The organism is Pseudomonas sp. RA_105y_Pfl2_P56 (assembly GCF_963970845.1).
GTDB classification, from domain to species: domain Bacteria; phylum Pseudomonadota; class Gammaproteobacteria; order Pseudomonadales; family Pseudomonadaceae; genus Aquipseudomonas; species Aquipseudomonas baetica_A.
In genome coordinates, this window is the sequence record NZ_CAXAPL010000007.1 from 47826 (window position 1) to 65141 (window position 17316).

Annotated in this window: 13 protein-coding genes; 8 read left to right on the forward strand and 5 right to left on the reverse strand. The window is 61.8% G+C overall.

Features of this window, described 5'->3' with window-relative positions:
- Positions 1–187 precede the first annotated feature (187 nt).
- On the forward strand, positions 188–1156 hold the full coding sequence (locus AACY11_RS07035) for a 2-hydroxyacid dehydrogenase (RefSeq protein ID WP_339494216.1): 969 nt from the start codon (positions 188–190) through the stop codon (positions 1154–1156).
- Here the strand turns inward: AACY11_RS07035 and tssA are convergent.
- Genes tssA through AACY11_RS07060 form a run of 5 tightly spaced genes read right to left on the reverse strand, consistent with a single transcriptional unit; the run spans position 1153 to position 8660 of the window.
- Entirely contained in the window at positions 1153–2235 is a 1083-nt protein-coding gene (tssA, locus tag AACY11_RS07040; protein WP_339432706.1) for a type VI secretion system protein TssA, read from the reverse strand. The two genes, AACY11_RS07035 and tssA, sit on opposite strands and share 4 nt — an antisense overlap.
- Positions 2232–6056 carry a type VI secretion system protein gene (locus AACY11_RS07045; protein WP_339494217.1) on the reverse strand — a complete coding sequence of 1275 codons (3825 nt, stop codon included), beginning with the start codon at positions 6054–6056 and terminating at the stop codon, positions 2232–2234. Before AACY11_RS07045 ends, tssA begins: the two co-directional genes overlap by 4 nt.
- Entirely contained in the window at positions 6053–6817 is a 765-nt protein-coding gene (locus AACY11_RS07050) for a DotU/TssL family secretion system protein (RefSeq protein ID WP_339432708.1), read from the reverse strand. Before AACY11_RS07050 ends, AACY11_RS07045 begins: the two co-directional genes overlap by 4 nt.
- An 18-nt stretch (positions 6818–6835) precedes the next feature.
- Positions 6836–8167 (reverse strand): type VI secretion system baseplate subunit TssK, encoded by a 1332-nt coding sequence (tssK, locus tag AACY11_RS07055; RefSeq protein WP_339432709.1) that lies wholly within the window; start codon positions 8165–8167, stop codon positions 6836–6838.
- 46 nt (positions 8168–8213) lie between these two features.
- Positions 8214–8660, reverse strand: a complete 447-nt coding sequence (locus tag AACY11_RS07060; protein ID WP_339432710.1) for a type VI secretion protein — start codon at positions 8658–8660, stop codon at positions 8214–8216.
- A 228-nt stretch (positions 8661–8888) separates the two neighbouring features.
- Here AACY11_RS07060 and tssB point away from each other — a divergent pair, with 228 nt between their 5' ends.
- From tssB to tssH, 7 genes are all read left to right on the forward strand, one after another.
- Complete coding sequence (gene tssB, locus AACY11_RS07065) at positions 8889–9431, forward strand: type VI secretion system contractile sheath small subunit (protein WP_339465613.1); 543 nt, start codon at positions 8889–8891, stop codon at positions 9429–9431.
- Positions 9432–9461: 30 nt separating this feature from the next.
- Positions 9462–10943, forward strand: a complete 1482-nt coding sequence (tssC, locus tag AACY11_RS07070) for a type VI secretion system contractile sheath large subunit (RefSeq protein ID WP_339432712.1) — start codon at positions 9462–9464, stop codon at positions 10941–10943.
- Positions 10944–11016: 73 nt separating this feature from the next.
- A complete protein-coding gene (locus AACY11_RS07075) occupies positions 11017–11514 on the forward strand; it encodes an Hcp family type VI secretion system effector (protein WP_221732671.1) in 498 nt (165 codons plus the stop codon).
- Between the two features lie 15 nt (positions 11515–11529).
- Positions 11530–11973 carry a type VI secretion system baseplate subunit TssE gene (gene tssE / locus AACY11_RS07080; RefSeq protein ID WP_221732672.1) on the forward strand — a complete coding sequence of 148 codons (444 nt, stop codon included), beginning with the start codon at positions 11530–11532 and terminating at the stop codon, positions 11971–11973.
- Entirely contained in the window at positions 11957–13750 is a 1794-nt protein-coding gene (gene tssF / locus AACY11_RS07085; protein ID WP_339494219.1) for a type VI secretion system baseplate subunit TssF, read from the forward strand. Before tssE ends, tssF begins: the two co-directional genes overlap by 17 nt.
- The gene (gene tssG / locus AACY11_RS07090) at positions 13714–14739 is read left to right on the forward strand and encodes a type VI secretion system baseplate subunit TssG (protein WP_339432715.1); all 1026 of its coding nucleotides are present in this window, start codon (positions 13714–13716) and stop codon (positions 14737–14739) included. The genes tssF and tssG overlap by 37 nt, the downstream gene beginning before the upstream one ends.
- A gap of 1 nt (position 14740) precedes the next feature.
- Positions 14741–17284 (forward strand): type VI secretion system ATPase TssH, encoded by a 2544-nt coding sequence (gene tssH, locus AACY11_RS07095; protein WP_339432716.1) that lies wholly within the window; start codon positions 14741–14743, stop codon positions 17282–17284.
- Positions 17285–17316 lie beyond the last annotated feature (32 nt).

Consider the following 17316-nt stretch of genomic DNA (forward strand, 5'->3'; position numbering starts at 1 on the left):
AAACACGATCAGTCGCCAACCTTGAGCGCACTGGATAGCCGGTGTGCTGCGGCCCTTGCTTCTTGCGCGAAGCCGTCCAGAATCAAAGCACCCATGCTTGAATGTCGACCATTGCCATGCTGCCTTGCTATCAGCACTCTGAAACTCATTTGATGCCCTCGACACCGACGATCACAGGAGCCGCGCAATGCCCGCATCCGTTCTGGTACTGGTTGAAACCATCAATGACTATTTGCCGATTCTTGAACATCAGGGCTTCCACCTGATTCTGGCGCCGACACCCGCTGAACGCGCTCAAGCGATCGCCACCCATGGCAGCCGCATCGACGCTGTGCTCACCCGTGGCCCCTTGGGCCTGACCGCCGAAGAAATCGCCGCCCTGCCCGCGCTGAAAATCATCACGGTGATTGGTGCCGGTTACGAACACGTCGACTTGCAAGCTGCCAGTGATCGCGGGATCACTGTGACCAATGGCGCCGGGGTCAACGCCTCGTCGGTGGCTGATCACGCGATGGCCATGCTGCTGGCGTTGGTGCGTGACATTCCACGTTGCGATGCGGCCGTGCGTCGGGGTGAATGGCCGAAGATCATGCGTCCGTCGCTGGCCGGCAAACATTTGGGGATTCTCGGCTTGGGATCTGTGGGCATGGCGATTGCCAAACGCGCAGGCCTGGGCTTCGACATGCCGATCAGCTATCACAGCCGTCAGGTACGCAATGACGTGCCTTACGCGTTCTGCTCGACGCCGACCGAATTGGCTCGGGCGTCGGACTTTCTCATCGTCGCCACACCCGGCGGCATCGGCACTCAGCACCTGGTAACCCGCCCGGTACTTGATGCGCTGGGGCCCAAAGGTTTCATCGTCAATATTGCGCGGGCGAGTGTGATCGCCACCGCGGACCTGATCACGGCCCTTGAACAACGCCGAATCGCCGGTGCCGCGCTGGATGTATTCGACCACGAACCACAAGTGCCGGAGGCGCTGAAAGCCCTCAGCAATGTGCTGCTCACGCCACACGTCGCCGGTCTGTCACCGGAAGCCATTCGAGGTACCGTCGAGTTGGTGGGCAAAAACCTCGTGGCGTTTTTTTCAGGCCAACCGGTACTCACACCGATTCAACTGCCGCCGAGAACCGGCAATCAGCGCGTGCACTAAAGCACCCCGAGCAACGTCCATAAACGTCGTGACTCGGCATCTGCCGAGATCAACTCGCCAAGCAGCTCGCTCAGCGGTTTGTTGCCCCACTCGACTCCACGCCGGATGAGATACGGCACCGGGCTATGGGGCTCGGTGCGCGCCAGGTATTCGGCGATCAGCAGCAATTGGCGGTAGGCCTCTTCGCGGCTGGCCGGTTCGCTAAACACCTGAGCCACTGGGGTTTCTTCAGTCGATGGCGCCACGGCGGCGGGTACGTCGGGCATTGGCGCGGACGACGCCGGTTGTTGTGGGTGCATGGCGATAAACTCCTGAACCAGCTTCAGCAGCGCTTCAATGATGTCCTGCAACGGGCGTAACCCCGGGCCCTGATCGCCCAGATAAGCCTCGCTCCAGGTGTCGAGCCGTTGCAGGTGTTGCAGGCTCAGCAGCAGATTGCCTTGGGTGCGTAGCCAGAACGCCAGCGGCGTAACGCGGATCTGATCGTTGAGTTTTTTCTGTTCATTGCTCGCGGTTTGCGCCGATGTCTTGGCATTCTTGCTGTCGTTGGCCTGCACCTGCTGAACCTGCAAACGCCGCCAGACTTCAAGGGTATAGGCCTCGAAATCGCTGTTGCGACTGCCGAACAGCGGCACCCGGGTGAGCAACACCTCGCTGTATCGACGCACCAGCCATTCCAGGGGAATCACCCGCCATGACTGGTCGCCGTCCTCGGCTTGCGGGTGCAACTGGTCGGGAAAACGCTCACACAAACCGGCAATCAGCGCCAGGCTACCGGGTAAACCGTCCAGCGCCTGTTGGTGCAGCCACGCTTCGCCGAGCCAGGCGCTGAGCATCAGGTCCTTGCTGCGTTCCAGCAACAACGTGGTCGTGAGCTTTTCGACTTGCGGCCAGTTCGCCCGCTTCAGCGTCGACTGCCACACGCCGGTCGGCAGGCTGGCGTCGTCTTCGCGGCGCAGGTCGCGCAACTGGTCGAACTCGCGTTCATAGCGCAGATCGACGCCGCACGGCGCTTCTGCGCTGATCGGCGCAAGCAACTGATCAATCAGATCCGGCAACGGGGTCGATGGCAGATTCACAATCCCTCCTTCTGCGATTCAATGGCGGCCGTCGTCGTGCCGATGAACTGAAACGGTGAGTGCGGTGCGCGCGTGGGCAACGGTGCAATCGACAGCGGCAGTTTCGAGCCCTGACTCATCAACGACAGGCGCACGTACATCCGTGCGAATTCACTGGTAACGCTGTCGGGCGCCCCGGTCACCGGCAAACGCAGGGCCAGCGGGAAATCGGTGTAATCCATGCTCGGCTGGCGCTGCACCGAGAAATGCGCACGCATCAGGCGCAGCAGCGACCACGGCCCGCCGTACTCCCAGCCTGCCTCCAGATCGCGCACCACCAGGTTCGGTTGCAGCGGATCGTTGACCGGACGTTCCTTGCCGTTACGCGCCCAGCGCAGGGTCAGGCGAATAGGCTGGCCGACCCTCCAGCGCAGATTCGGCTCCTCGGCTGCCGGGTAGTTGATCTCCTGACGGCCGGCGAGCAGGCTCCAGGCAATCACCTTATCGGCGCCCTTTTCATCATCGCGATCGGTACGCCAACGCACGTCCAGTTCAACGCCGAGAATGCCGCTCTTGTCGCGCACGAACAGCGGCTTGAGCCAGACGCTCGCCTGCTTCAGGCGATTGAGAAAATCTTCCGCCGCCAGCCGTTCCGGTGTCTGGCTCAGGACCAGTCCGGCCTGCGCCACCGGCAAGCGTTTGTCGATGATGTCGAGGAAATACTGAACCCGTGCCGGGTCGGCATCCTGCGCTTGCACGCCATTGGCGAAGGGAAAGCGATCGGCTAGGTATTGATTGAAATAGTTGGCCAGTTCATTCCACGCCGCTGCGGCCTGTTGCTGTTGCAGGGACTGGCAACGCTGCATGGCTGACTGTTGCAGTTCCACGGCACGCATCGCCAGCGTGCTGCGTCCGGGAGCAACATTGGCGGTCTGTAATACGTGTTCGCACGAGGCGGTATCCATCTCGATGAAATCGCGGCTGACCAGTTGCTCGATCTGCGCCGGTGAGCTGGCCGGGTTCGAATCCTTGTACTTGAGCAAGTCGTCGTTGAGCGCGCTGAACTGTGTCACCCGCTCGTAATCCAGCGCCGACAGACTGCCCTGTTGAGTCATCAGCCATTGCAACGCCGAGGTGCGCCGTTCGGTGATGCCGAGCATGGTGTTGAACTGCTGCTTGAGGCTCAGTTTCAAGTCCTGCACATCACTGGCGCCGTACAGTTGCAGACCGAGGTTTTTCGAGCCGTCCCACTGACTGACTTCAGTGCGCCCGCCAAACAGCGGCTGGTCGCTGATTTCATTCAGGCCACTGACAATCTGCGCCATCGCCCGACGGTTCAACCCGCCTTGCAAACGTGCCGCCAGATCACTGCGACGCAGTTCCACAAAGGCTTTTTGCAGGGCCATGGCCTGCTCGGCGCGCACGTTGAACACTGCGTACGATTGAGTCCGGTCGTCGTGATCCCTGAGGCTGAGCCACATCGCCTGGGCGGCGGCGTTTTCGGCGGCTTGCAACACCGCGCCGCGATAGGCCGGCGGGATCCGGGGCAGCTCTTCAGCCACGTAACTTTTGTAACTGGCGAAATAGCTCAACGACAGGTTGAAGTCATCGCCGTCCACGGTCTGGCCTTGCATCCCCCCATCGTCTTGATTGGCGCGCAAGGCAACGGCCAGAAAATCGCGTTTGAATAGCGACTGCAGGGCGTTATCGAGTTTGATCACGTGTTCCTGCAGCGCCAGTTGTCCACTGCCTTGCTGCACCAGCAAGTTGTCCCGTGAACCTGCGCGGGCGATCCATTGGTCACGAAAACTCTGCTGCAATTTGCTGGCCTGGTTTTCCAGTTGTTGCTCCACGGTTGGTCCCAGCAATGAACTCTTGTGCACCTTGTCGAGAAAAGCGCGATAGCCGGGCACCAGTTCCTGGCCCTTGCCGCGTCCCCACGCCGCGTTGGTCATGGAAATCGCTCCTTGAAGGCCATCAATCAGTGCGCGCAGTTCTTCCAGTTCACCGAGGCTGTTGCCGCTGCCGGCCTCCAGTTGTTCCAGGTGCAACTTGAGGTAACCGGCCTTGCTGACAAAGTTGTCGGCAAGGAAATACTGATTGAGCCAGAGTTCCATCAACCCGTTGAAGTTGCTCAGTATCAGCGGCTGCTCGACGCTCAAATCCAACGCCTGCAAATTGCCGCCATCACCCGCCGCCAACAACCGGTTGTAATACGCGGCATGGGGCAATGTCGCGGCATTGAGGTTCAGTGATAGAGCGCTGTTGCTCAGTTGCACCAGATCGTCCAGCGGTGCCCGCTGATTGTTCTGCACTTCGCCAAACAATTGGTTCTGCTGCTCCAGACGCAATGCCCGGTCCACCAGATCCGTGGCCTTTTGATAGTTTTTCCACTGTGCCGGGTCTTCACTTTCAATGCTGCTGCGCCGATCAGTGGCGCGGATCGTTTTGATTTTCGCCAGTTCAGCAACCAGCAGTTCATGCAGCGGTACCAGCATCTGGCGCTGGGCTGAGCGGAACAGCTCCTGCTCAAGCAGGGTGTCCAGGGATGAAAACCAAGAGGACGGAAATGCCAGCGAAACGTAGCGCCATTGCGGTGCTCGCTCCAGCACCCGCCAGAAACCCTGCACATTGCGCCGGGTCGGTTCAATCCGATGCGCCTCATCGGTGACCGCCACGTAACTCTTTTGCGCGCCCTGCATCAGCCGCGCCAGTTCGTGGGCATCCTTGACCGACTGGTGCCAGACCCACAGCATCGCTACCGCCCAGACCACTGCGACCACCAACGCCACCCCGGCTGTCAGCCGCTGCCAACGCTGACGCAAACGCAACAGACGCGGCACGCCTTGGGCCAGTCCGTGTTCGCCGACCAGACGCTGACGCCACAACTGGCGCACGAACACGCTCTGCTGCAAGCCGCTGTCATCGGCGCAAAAGCCGTCCTTGGCGTCCTCTGAAGCTTCATTGGCGGTGAAATACACACCGCGAAAACACGGCGCTTCGCCCTGCGCGTTGCCCTGAAAAACCGGTTCGAGCACGCTCTGAAGTCCACGGCGCAACGTCTCCAGACGCTCCGGCAAGGCGTACAGGTCGGCGCTCAACTGCCCCGACAACGTGCCGATTTCGATCACGGCTTCGGCCATGGCGCGGTGGATTCGATCCAGCGACTGATCACTCCACTGCCCTTGCCACACGGCATCGCGCGCGTAGGGCGACGACCAGCCCAAGGTGCGTTCACGGGCCTCCTCGGGCAAGGCGCTGATCAGTTCCTGAAACCCCGGCAACTCTTCCAGTCCCGTGACGATCACGTACACCGGCACGCTCAAGCCAAAGCGTTGCAGCAGATCGATAAAACGTCGGCGTGCGGCCAGACCAAGGCTGGCAGCCTGCTCAAGATTGCTCAGGTGGCTGACCGGCACCGTCCAGATCACGCCGTCCAGCGGCCGCTTGCTGCGCATACGCAGGATCAACCCAAGCAGTCGCCACCAGCCACCGCGCTGCAAATGCATGCCGTCGTCCGGCAGAAACAATGCCTGCGGCACCACCAGCACAGCGCCTTCGGGGTCCGACCACCAGCGGCCAAACCACGCCGGTTTATCGGTCGGCTGCAATCGCCACTCGGTGACCAATTGCGTGCCTTGAGTTTCATCGCCGAGCATCAACATCCACGGCATCTGATAACGATCGTGACTGCCCTGCTCCTGCTCCATATGGCGCACGGACGCATAAAAACTGCGGATCGCCGCGCCGCTCTGGGTCCGTAGCCACCACACGGCCACGGCGATGATGACCAGCAACAGCAGCAGCGCGACGACCCACGCGACAATCGTCAGGGGGCTCATGAGTCTTGCTCCGGCGCGGCCACTGAATCGGTCATTTGCAGCACCGGATCGAGCTCGGAACGAATGTCACGCCACAGGAACTGGCCAAGTCCGGTCAGCAACAACACCATCGCGAGAATACCCAACGCCAGACGAAAGCCGTCCGGCAGCGCGGTGCGCACGGGCAACTGCAACGGCGCCACCAGTGAAGGTTGCACCAGTCGCTGGCTGACATCGTCATACGTGGCTTCGTCCTGCCAGGCAAAGTTGAACAGGGCCAGCCGCCATTTCTCCCGTTGCGCCTGAGCGTGCTCACCGCGCAGACGCCCGTGGAAACCGAGAATCAAGCACTGCAAGTACACGTTGGCCAGATCGCGGGTGGTCGGTTGTTGTTCATCGAGAAGGGTTTGAATGGCCGCCGGCACTTGCTCGCCCGCCTGACGGCTGGCGTACAACCGCGACTCCAGCGGTTTTTCCTGCCACGCCGCTTGCCCCGGCCACGGCGTAAACAACAGGGTTTCATCGACCAGTGCAACAAACGCGTAAACCAGTGCCTTGACCTGATCCGTCGCCGAATCACCGACCCGCGAATACGCCGTGCGCCAGAGCCGTTGCGAAGCCTGCGTCGACAGCTCGACCACCGTCTCCACCAGCGCCGCTTCGTCGTCGCTGTCCTTGGGCAATTGCACCCAATCCTGTTGCCATTGCTGCCACGTCTGCCGGAACGCGCTGCTCAACGGTGCGTCCTGCAACCCCAGGCTTGCGGCACTTCCTTGCGACATACGGCGTTCCTTGTGTGATCAGGCACTTTCACTGTTCTGGGCGACAAACAGCACCACTTGCCATGGACTGCTGGTCAGCTTCGCGGCGGGGGCGGCGATCACCAGCGGCAGTTGCGCGTCGAACCACGCGCCTTCGGCGGTGATGACAAACAGGCGCGTGTCCTCGCCCACGCTGTAGGCCACCTGCTCGCTGCGGTTCATCACTTGATGGGGCAGACCGCTCATGCGCTGGCGACCGAGCAGCGAGATGTGTGGTGCCGAGGCGATGATCGCGCCGCGCAACCAGTCAATCGCGGCTTGCTCGCTGGCGCCGTTTGGCATGCGCAAGCCAATGACCAGACGCTGGCTCGGTTGCTCATCGGGCAACTGAATGGAAAAACTCTGCTCGCTGCGTTCGAACGGCAGGCTGCGATAGCCGGCGCGGATCAGTTCGAGGGTGGTTTCCAGCCACTGAAGCACCGCGTCGTAACCACGCTGCAATTCGAGAAAATCCAGCGGCGCAAACGCCGGCACACCGGCCAGCGGATCAAGCGCCGACCATGCACCGGCCATTCCGAGCAGTTGCACATAGAGCCTTTGCGGCTGGGCAATGCGGCTGTTCAGTGAACCTTCGACTTCCGGCAGGCGTGCCCATAGCGCGGTCAACTGCCGACGGATTTCCAGCGCATCATCCTGATTGCCGGCCTGTTGCGCCTGACGCAAGCGCCCGCCCAGAAACAGACACTTCTCCCGAGCCCGCGCGCAGAGCCCGGCGATGCGTCGACCGAGCACAGATTCGGGCAACAGGTTCGGCGTTGGCGGCGTATAACCCAGCGCCAGGAAGCCTCCGCCCTCCTTGCGGATTTTCAGCAGCGGCAGGCAGATCGAGTCGGCTTTGTTCAGTTGTGTGCACAGGCGTGGATTGGGTCGCCACACCGTGATCGATTCAGGGAATTGGCCGCTGGTGAGATCCGGCAGCGCCTCGCCGACGACCGATTGCAAACGGCCCTTGAGCGGCAGCAATTGTCCGGCGCGCCACATCGGGCTGATCGCCAGGAACACAGTGACGGTGGCGTCGTCAGTGGCGTTGATCGCCGCGCTGACATCCAGTTCCAGCACTGGGCCCACACCCGCCTGCACATCCACCGGCAAGCCGTCGGGCATCGTCCCTTGCAGCGACACCACCCGCACCACGCCGGCGCTCAGTGCCGACGGGTCAAACTCCATGTGGCTGACGCCCCAGAACCACGGGTTACACGCATGCGCCAGATGCGCGCCGAGTGCTTCGGCCCGCAGCCCCTGCAACTGAAAATGCTGCGGCAGCAATTGCATGCCTTCATGCCAGCAAACCGCGTCAGGTAGCAAACTCATACGACTCCCTTCGACCTCGCCGCGATCCGGCGGCGGGCGGTGTGTTTCAGTTTTCCTGACTGACCAGGCTCATCTCGCGACTGTCGAACTTCAGCCACGCTCGACGCTGATCATCGAGGCGCAAGCGGTGCGCTCCGGGAGTGTTATAGCTGGCGAAGACCAAAAGTCCAGCCGCCTTCTTGCCCCCCAGCGGGAAGGGTTGGTGGTCGATAAATTGCCCCGGCACCAACTCCAGCCCCCACACACTCATCAACTGACGATAGTCGCGCTGGTACTGTTCGCGCTCGGCAAACCACTGACTGGCGCTGATACCGGACAGTTGTTTGAGCAGATCAGGGTCGTTGACGGCGATGAAATCCACGGCAATCGGCGTGTCGTCGTTGGCCTTGGGGGCTACGTCGAGGGTCAGGCTGTCGAGGTCCACCGTCGGCTCGAAGAAAGAACAGCCCGTCAGAAGCACCAACCAAAACGCTACAAAAAATCGTCCGCACAAAATGAATTTTCCTTTTCTCGGCCGTGTCCAAAAATGTTTTTGCTTGCATTTTTATAGACCTGTTCTAGCGTCTTGGGTAGTTCGGTTCCTACAGCCGAATCCAAGAAGGTTTGTCAAAGGAACGACAGCTCATCTGCCACCCTTTCTAACCTACGGTCCAGCAAGGGAAAGCGATGAACGGCCCCCCCCGATGCATTGCGCCCGCTCATCGCATCGGAGTCCGCCGACATGGCAGAAAGTACTCAGCACAAGCTCGACCGGGTGCGCCCGCCCCGAGTGCAAATCACTTACGACGTCGAAATCGGCAACGCCATCGAGAAAAAGGAATTGCCATTGGTGGTCGGCATCCTCGCCGACCTCTCGGGCAAACCCCTTGAACCATTGGCGAAACTGACCGATCGGCGTTTTACCGAAATCGACCGCGACAACTTTAACGAAGTACTCGCCTCGATCGCCCCGCGCGCCACGTTGCAGGTCAACAACACCCTCAGCGGCGACGACAGCAAGCTGAACATCGAACTCAATTTCAAACACATCGACGACTTCGACCCGGTCAAGGTAGTGGAGCAAGTCACGCCGCTGCGTCGCCTGTTCGAGGCCCGCCAACGTCTGCGTGACCTGTTGACCAAACTCGACGGCAACGATGACCTGGACAAACTGTTGCGCGACGTCATCGCCAACACCGAAGGCTTGCAGGAAATCAAATCGGCCCGCCCAGACACCGCTACCCCGGCAGCTGATGCCGAGGCGCCGGCCGAACCGCAAGCCTGATCGTCCACTTAACCGAGGGGAGAATTCGCCATGCCCGCCGCCGCCAAGAACCAAGCCAGCGACAGTACAACCGAGACACTTTCCCTGCTCGACCAGATCATTCTCGATGGCCGTATGGCCCACGATGACAGTCAGCAGGATTACGCCCGCGACATGCTCGCGGAATTCGCCACCCAGGTGCTCGACGAAGGCATGGCCATCGACAAGGACACCGTGGCGATGATCAACGACCGCATCAGCCAGATCGACGAGTTGATCAGCGCCCAGCTCAACGAGGTGCTGCACCATCCCGACCTGCAAAAACTCGAAGCCTCGTGGCGTGGCCTGCACATGCTGGTGCAGAACACCGAAACCAGCACCCGGCTGAAACTGCGCCTGCTCAACGTGACCCAGAAAGAGCTGCAGAACGACCTGGAAAAAGCCGTCGAGTTCGATCAGAGCGCCCTGTTCAAGAAGATCTACGAAGAGGAATACGGCACCTTCGGTGGCCATCCCTTCAGCCTGCTGGTGGGTGACTACACCTTTGGCCGTCACCCGCAGGACATCGGCCTGCTGGAAAAACTGTCGAACGTCGCCGCTGCGGCGCACGCGCCATTCATTGCCGCCGCCAGCCCGCGACTGTTCGACATGAACAGCTTCACCGAACTGGCGGTGCCGCGTGATCTGTCGAAAGTGTTCGAGAGCCAGGAGCTGATCAAGTGGCGCTCGTTCCGTGAGAGCGAAGATTCGCGCTACGTCTCGCTGGTGCTGCCGCACTTCCTCCTGCGCCTGCCTTACGGCCCGGACACCTCGCCCGTGGAAGGCATCAACTACGTCGAGGACGTCAACGGCACCGACCACAGCAAATACCTGTGGGGCAATGCCGCATGGGCGTTGTCGCAACGCATCACCGAAGCGTTTGCCAAGTACGGCTGGTGCGCGGCGATTCGTGGCGCTGAGGGTGGCGGCGCAGTAGAAGGCTTGCCGGCGCACACGTTCCGCACCAGTTCGGGCGATCTGTCGCTCAAATGCCCGACCGAAGTGGCGATCACCGACCGCCGTGAAAAAGAGCTCAACGACCTCGGTTTCATTGCCCTGTGCCACAAGAAAAACAGCGACGTCGCCGTGTTCTTCGGCGGCCAGACCACCAACAAATCCAAGCTCTACAACACCAACGAGGCCAATGCCAACGCGCGCATCTCGGCGATGTTGCCGTACGTGCTCGCGGCCTCGCGTTTCGCCCATTACCTGAAGGTGATCATGCGCGACAAGGTCGGCAGTTTCATGACCCGCGACAACGTGCAGACCTACCTCAACAACTGGATCGCCGACTACGTGCTGATCAACGACAACGCGCCGCAGGAAATCAAGGCGCAGTACCCGTTGCGCGAAGCGCGAGTGGACGTCACCGAAGTCGCCGGCAAACCGGGCGCCTATCGGGCCACGGTGTTTCTGCGGCCGCACTTTCAACTCGAAGAGCTGACCGCCTCGATCCGCCTGGTCGCCACCCTGCCGCCACCGGTAGCTGCCTGACCTGCAGCCCCCGCCGCCCGTGCGGCGGGGGCTGTCCTTTATCTAGCGCGACACCTTTCAGGAGTTTCAAGCGATGGATGCAATCATTCTCGACCTCGGCGGCGACATCAAAGGCGACAGCCTGCTCGAGGGTTACGCGGACAAGATCGAAGTCATGTCCTACAGCCACAACGTCGCGATGCAAGTCACCAATGACGTCAGCAACTCGGAGCGCACTTCCGGTAAACCTCACGTCGGCGAGTTCACCGTGACCAAATTCGTCGACACTTCGACGCCGTCCCTCAACGAATACTGCTGTGCCGGCAAGCCGATTCCAGAAGCCAAGATCACCATCGGCCGCAACGCCGCCGAAGGCAGCGGGCAACTCTTGCCGTTCATCATCTACACCCTGACCAACGTGGTGCTGTCGAACGTCAGCGTCAGTGGCGGTACCGGAGGCAAACCGGTGGAAACCGTTTCCCTGAACTTCACCAAGATCAAATGGGAACTCACCGCGCAGAAGGACGACGGCACCAAGGAAGGCACCGCCGCGTCGACGTGGGACATGGCCGCCAACAAGCTCGTCAGCTAACCCGGCGCCCCGGCCATGGCAGGCACCGGCATGCTTCCCCCGCTGTTCGAACGCCTCGCATCCAGCGAGGCTGAGGGCGCGCGGGAATTTGATCGCCAGGATTTGCTCGACTCGGTGCACGCCGAGCTCGGGCGCCTGTTCAACACCCGCCGTGGCCCGCGCACACTGACCACACCGCCGAGCGTGATCGACTACGGCATCGCCGACTGGAGCGCTCTGCAACAGCAGCGCAGCGACGACCGACGTCGACTGGCGCGAGACATTCGCGAAGCCATCACACATTTTGAACCGCGCCTGCGTCTGGGCGAGGTTCAGGTCAATCCGTTGCCCGAACACCCTCAGCAAATGAGCATTCGCCTGCTCGGCGAGTTGCGCAGCGGCCACCAGCACTGGCCGGTGGCGTTTGTCATCGAGCCTGGCGGCCAAGGGCTGGAGGTGCGCCATGAGCGACTCGATTGACCCGCAACTGCTCGACTACTATCAACGCGAACTGACCTGGCTCAGGCATGCCGGCAGCCAGTTTGCCGAGCGCTATCCGAAAGTCGCACGGCGCCTGGAACTGTCCCCCGGCGAATGCCCGGACCCGCATGTCGAGCGTTTATTGGAAGGTTTTGCGCTGCTGGCGGCGCGTCTGCAACGACGACTGGACGATGACTACGCCGAGTTCAGCGACGCGCTGCTCGAACAACTTTACCCGTTGGCCATGCGCCCGTTGCCGTCCTGCGCCATCGTGCAATTTGAACCGGACCCGAGCAAAGGCAACCTCGACGAAGGCTATCCCCTGCCCCGCGACACGCCGTTGTTCGTCACCACCAGCAAAGGTGAAAGCATCCACTTTCGCACCAGTGCCGCATTGCGTTTGTGGCCGGTTGAAGTCGCAGAGGCCTTGTTGCTTGGCAGTGATGAAGCCCAGGCGCTTACGGGTGTGGCACAGTCTCGCTCAGCATTGCGCCTGAGTCTGCGCTGCCTGGGTGACAGCCAATGGGCGCAGCTGGGCATTGAGCAGTTGCGTATTCATCTGGCGGCTTCGCCGGTGATCAACGCCGGTTTATATGACTTGCTCGGCGCCCATGCCATGCAGGTGCTGGCAGGGTCGCCGGGCAGCGTTCCGGTAACCGTTAAAGGCTTGCCGAAGATCGTCGGTTTCAGCGACGACGAAGTGCTGCTGCCCGACGAAGACGGCGTGCATCCGGGCATGCGTCTGCTGGCCGAGTACTTTGCCTTCCCGGACAAATTCCACTTCTTCGATCTGCCACTCAGTGGCGTTTCCAGCGACAGTCAGACGCTCTATCTGTACATCGTTTTCGACCGCGCCCCCACCAGCCGTCTGCATTTGCAGGCCAGCGACATCGCCCTCGGTTGCGCCCCCGCCATCAACCTGTTCCCGCGCACCTCCGAGCCGCTGCGCCCCGATGGCACCCGCAGCGAATACCGTTTGATCGCCGACAGCCACCGCGAGAACAGCGTCGAGATCCACAGCATTCGCGGCATGCGTGCCAGCTCCAGTGCCGGCGTGCAGCGCCTGCCGGCGTATTACGGCAGTCAGCACAGCGGCGGTGATCAACAGCGTTACTGGCATGCCCGGCGAGTCAGCGGCATGACCCCGAACCGGCTCGGCAGTGACCTGCTGGTGAGCGTGGTCGACACCCGCTTCGAACCGCAAACGGATCTGCCCGACTACAGCCTCACCGCCGAACTGCTCTGCACCAATCGTCATTTGGCTCAGAGCCTGGCCGCCGGCACACCGCTGGGCTTCGAACGCCCCGGCCCGGTCGCGTGGGCACGCCTGCGCAATCCGCCAAGCCCGCAGAGCATGCCGCGACTGGACGGTGATTCGCGCTGGCGGCTGGTGTCGCAACTGACCCTCAATCACTTGTCGCTGGTCGAAGGCCCGCAGGCACTCGACGCATTGAAAGAGATTCTGCATCTGCACAACCTGCGTGACGAAGCCAGCGCTTTGCGCCAGATCGAAGGGTTGTTGAGCCTGAGTTGCGAGCGAGTGATCGGCCATGTCGGCGTCGATGCCTGGCGCGGTTGGCGCAACGGTCTGGAGGTGCAACTGCAGCTTGATCCGCAGCATTTCGTCGGTAGCAGCGCAGTGCTGTTTTCGGCAGTGCTCGCGCAGTTTTTCTCGGTGTACGCCACGGCCAATCGCTTTGTGCGCACGGTGTTGATGCAAGCCGACAAGGAGGTCAAGGCATGGCAACCCCAAGCCGGCATGCCCCTATCGCTCTGACCCTGAGCCAACGACTGCGCCGCGATCCCCAAGCGTTCGAGTGGTTGCAGGCGCTGCTCTTGCTGGAGCGCGAACAACCACAGGCCGAAACCCTCGGCAGCGGCACTTCGCCCCAAGCGGAGGCCTTGAAACTGCGAGGGCCGTTGACGCCGTTGTTTCCCACCAGCCAGATCGAAAATCTGTGCGAAGAGCCCGGCGCACCGCTGACCCTCGACACGCCGATCTTCGGCCTCGGCGGCCCCGACGGCCCGCTGCCCTACGCCTATCAGGAATGGCTGCAACAACGCGCCCGGGCCAAGGATCATGCGCCCGCCGAATTCCTCGATCTGTTTCAGCATCGCCTGCTCAGCCTGCTGTACAAGGTGATGCGCAAACACCGGATCGCGCTTGGCTTTGTCACGCCAGGGGCTTCGCCGGTACAGGCGCAACTGCGCGCACTGACGGGGTTGCTGCCCAAATCCTTGCAGGAGCGCCAAGCGGTTCCGGACTGTGCGGTGTTGGCCTGTACGGCGTTGTTTGCCGATGGCCGCCGCTCGCTGGCCGGATTCGCCGCCATTGTCCGCGAGCAGTTTGAAGTGCCGGTCGAACTGAACGCTTATGAGGGTGCCTGGCGCGAGATTCCGCCCGCCAGCCGCAGCGTGATCAAACCCGGTGGACGCAATCTGCAACTGGGGCGCACGGCCGTGGCCGGTACTCGGGTCTGGGATGAACACGCCGGCATTCGCCTGACGCTGGGGCCGTTGCTGTCGGCGCAAGCCGGACGTTTCCTGCCGGACGGTGAGGCGCACCCGGCGCTGGCGAGCCTCGCCGCGTTGTACTTCGGGCCAGATCTGGATGTCACGCTGGTATTGCTGGTGCGCGGTGCCGGGCCGATGAAACTGGGGCGTCAGGCCCCGGCGTTGTTGAGCTGGAACGGTGGTTTGCAACGTCAGGCCAGCCTTGCAGTGCAACGCATCGAAACCCGCCTGCGTCAGCTGGAGATCACCTGAAATGGAACTGGCCAGCCTGATCGGACGCCTCAACCCGGACAACCGCCGCGCCCTCGAACGCGCCGCGCAACGGTGCCTGCAACGCGGGCATCACTTTGTCGAGATTGAGCATTTGCTGCTGGAATTGCTGGATATCGAGGGCGGCGACTTTGCCTTTCTGCTGCCGCGCTTCGGTCTGGAGCGTGATGCGCTGAGCGCTGAAATCAACAAGGCGCTGGAACTGTTCAAGGCTGGCAGCACGCGCACGCCAGCGCTGTCGTCACACACCCTGGGCTTGCTCGAAGATGCGGTGGTGCAGGCCAGTGTGTTGGGACTCGACAGCATTCGTTCGGGGCTGCTGCTATTGGCGTTGATTGACCGCGACGAGCGCCGCAGCCTGCTGCTCAACAGTGCCTCATCGTTACTGCGCATTCCCAAAGAAGCGCTGCGGGCGAACTTGCTGGAGTGGACCGAAAACTCCCGTGAGCATGTCGGCCCGCGTTCCGCGGCTTCCTCTGGACATCCTGCGCCACGACAGGATTCGGTGCTGGATCAATACACCCAGGACCTGACCGCCGACGCCCATGCCGGACGCATCGACCCGATCGTGGGCCGCGATGGTGAGATTCGCCAATGCATCGACATCCTTCTGCGGCGCCGGCAGAACAACCCGATTCTGGTCGGCGCACCGGGCGTGGGCAAAACCGCCGTGGTCGAAGGCCTGGCCCTGCGCATCGCCGCCGGCGACGTGCCGCCCTCGTTGCAGGAAGTCAGTTTGCGCGTGCTTGATCTCGGTCTGTTGCAGGCCGGCGCCGGGGTCAAGGGCGAATTCGAACAACGCTTGAAAGGCGTGATCGACGCGGTACGCAGCGCCGACAAACCGATCATTGTGTTCATCGACGAAGCCCACACCCTGATCGGCGCCGGCGGTGCCGAGGGCGGCAGTGATGCGGCCAACCTGCTCAAACCGGCATTGGCCCGAGGCGAATTACGCACCCTCGCCGCGACGACGTGGATGGAGTACAAAAAATATTTCGAGAAAGACCCGGCCCTCGCCCGCCGCTTTCAGTTGGTTCAAGTAGAGGAACCGGACGAAATCACCGCCGTGGAAATGCTTCGCGGGGTGGCCGCCAAACTCGAACAGCACCACGGCGTGCAGGTGCTCGATGCGGCGATCCACGAAGCGGTGAAACTGTCGCACCGCTACATCTCCGGCCGTCAGTTGCCGGACAAAGCCATCAGCGTCCTCGACACTGCCTGCGCGCGCGTCGCCCTCGGCCAGCACGACGTGCCGCCGCCGCTGGAAAGCCTGCGCCACCGGCAAAACAGCCTCAAGGATGAAGTCGAACGCTTGCGCCGCGAACAGGCCACGGGGCTGGATCACCGTGAGCGCATTACCCTGCTGGAAAGCGAATCTGGCGGCAACGTTCAAGCCATCCGCGAACTGGAAACCCGTTGGGGTGAAGAGCGTGTAGCCGTGCGCGAGTTGCTCGACACTCGTCGTGAGTTGCTCGACTTGAGCGAGCGCGCCGACAGCGACAAACCCGACGAAGCGACTGACAGCCGCATCGATCATCTGGCCGCTGAACTGCTGCGTCTGGAAGCCGGACTCGATGCGATCCGCCAGGACGATCCACTGGTGCCCGAGCAGGTCGATACCAAAACCGTCGCCGCCGTGATCGCCGGATGGACCGGCATTCCTGTCGGCAAAATGCTCGCCGACGAAGCCCATGCCGTGCGCACACTCGGCACCCGCATGGGCCAACGCGTCATGGGCCAAAGCACCGCGCTCAACACTATCGCCCAACGCTTGCAGGCCTATCGCGCCGGCCTCACCGACCCGCAAAAACCGGTCGGGGTGTTCCTGCTGGTCGGCCCTACCGGCGTCGGCAAAACCGAAACCGCTTACGCGCTGGCCGATGCGTTGTACGGCGGCGAACGCAACCTGATCAGCATCAATCTTTCCGAGTACCAGGAAGCCCACACCGTCAGCCAACTCAAAGGCGCGCCGCCCGGTTATGTCGGTTATGGCAGCGGTGGTGTATTGACGGAAGCGGTGCGGCGCAAGCCGTATTCCGTGGTGTTGCTCGATGAGATCGAGAAGGCCCATCCCGATGTGCTGGAGGCGTTCTACAACGTTTTCGACAAAGGCTTGATGGAGGACGGCACCGGATTGGTGGTGGACTTCAAAAATACCGTGATGCTCGCCACCAGCAATGTCGGTGCCGAGTTACTGCTCGACACACCCGTGGCGCAACTCGGTTCTGACGCCTTCAACGAAGCCCTGCATAAAGTCCTCCTGCAAGCCTTCCGTCCGGCATTTCTGGCGCGCATGACCGTGGTTGCGTATCGACCGCTGGATGAGGCGACGCTGGAAGGGATTGTGCTGGCGAAACTTGAGAAGTTGCGTGGCCGCTACAAGGCAGCGACCGGCAAACAATTCGAGTTTGATGCGGGAATTGTCAAAGCCGTGCTCGCCAAGTGCAGTGCGGCGGGTGCGCGGGATGTCGAGAATGTGTTGATGACGCAAGTGACGGGGAAGTTGGCGGAGTGGGTGCTGGAGTAATCCCCATCGCCCTTCGCCGATGTACGAAAAAC

What these genes read in the sequence shown, in the direction of transcription:
- AACY11_RS07050 (WP_339432708.1), bottom strand. Translation starts at nt 6,817, where the DNA reads ATGTCGCAAGGAAGTGCCGCAAGCCTGGGGTTGCAGGACGCACCGTTG.
- tssG (WP_339432715.1), top strand. Translation starts at nt 13,714, where the DNA reads ATGGCAACCCCAAGCCGGCATGCCCCTATCGCTCTGACCCTGAGCCAA.
- tssC (WP_339432712.1), top strand. Translation starts at nt 9,462, where the DNA reads ATGCCCGCCGCCGCCAAGAACCAAGCCAGCGACAGTACAACCGAGACA.
- AACY11_RS07035 (WP_339494216.1), top strand. Translation starts at nt 188, where the DNA reads ATGCCCGCATCCGTTCTGGTACTGGTTGAAACCATCAATGACTATTTG.
- tssE (WP_221732672.1), top strand. Translation starts at nt 11,530, where the DNA reads ATGGCAGGCACCGGCATGCTTCCCCCGCTGTTCGAACGCCTCGCATCC.
- tssK (WP_339432709.1), bottom strand. Translation starts at nt 8,167, where the DNA reads ATGAGTTTGCTACCTGACGCGGTTTGCTGGCATGAAGGCATGCAATTG.
- AACY11_RS07075 (WP_221732671.1), top strand. Translation starts at nt 11,017, where the DNA reads ATGGATGCAATCATTCTCGACCTCGGCGGCGACATCAAAGGCGACAGC.
- tssH (WP_339432716.1), top strand. Translation starts at nt 14,741, where the DNA reads ATGGAACTGGCCAGCCTGATCGGACGCCTCAACCCGGACAACCGCCGC.
- tssF (WP_339494219.1), top strand. Translation starts at nt 11,957, where the DNA reads ATGAGCGACTCGATTGACCCGCAACTGCTCGACTACTATCAACGCGAA.
- AACY11_RS07045 (WP_339494217.1), bottom strand. Translation starts at nt 6,056, where the DNA reads ATGAGCCCCCTGACGATTGTCGCGTGGGTCGTCGCGCTGCTGCTGTTG.
- tssB (WP_339465613.1), top strand. Translation starts at nt 8,889, where the DNA reads ATGGCAGAAAGTACTCAGCACAAGCTCGACCGGGTGCGCCCGCCCCGA.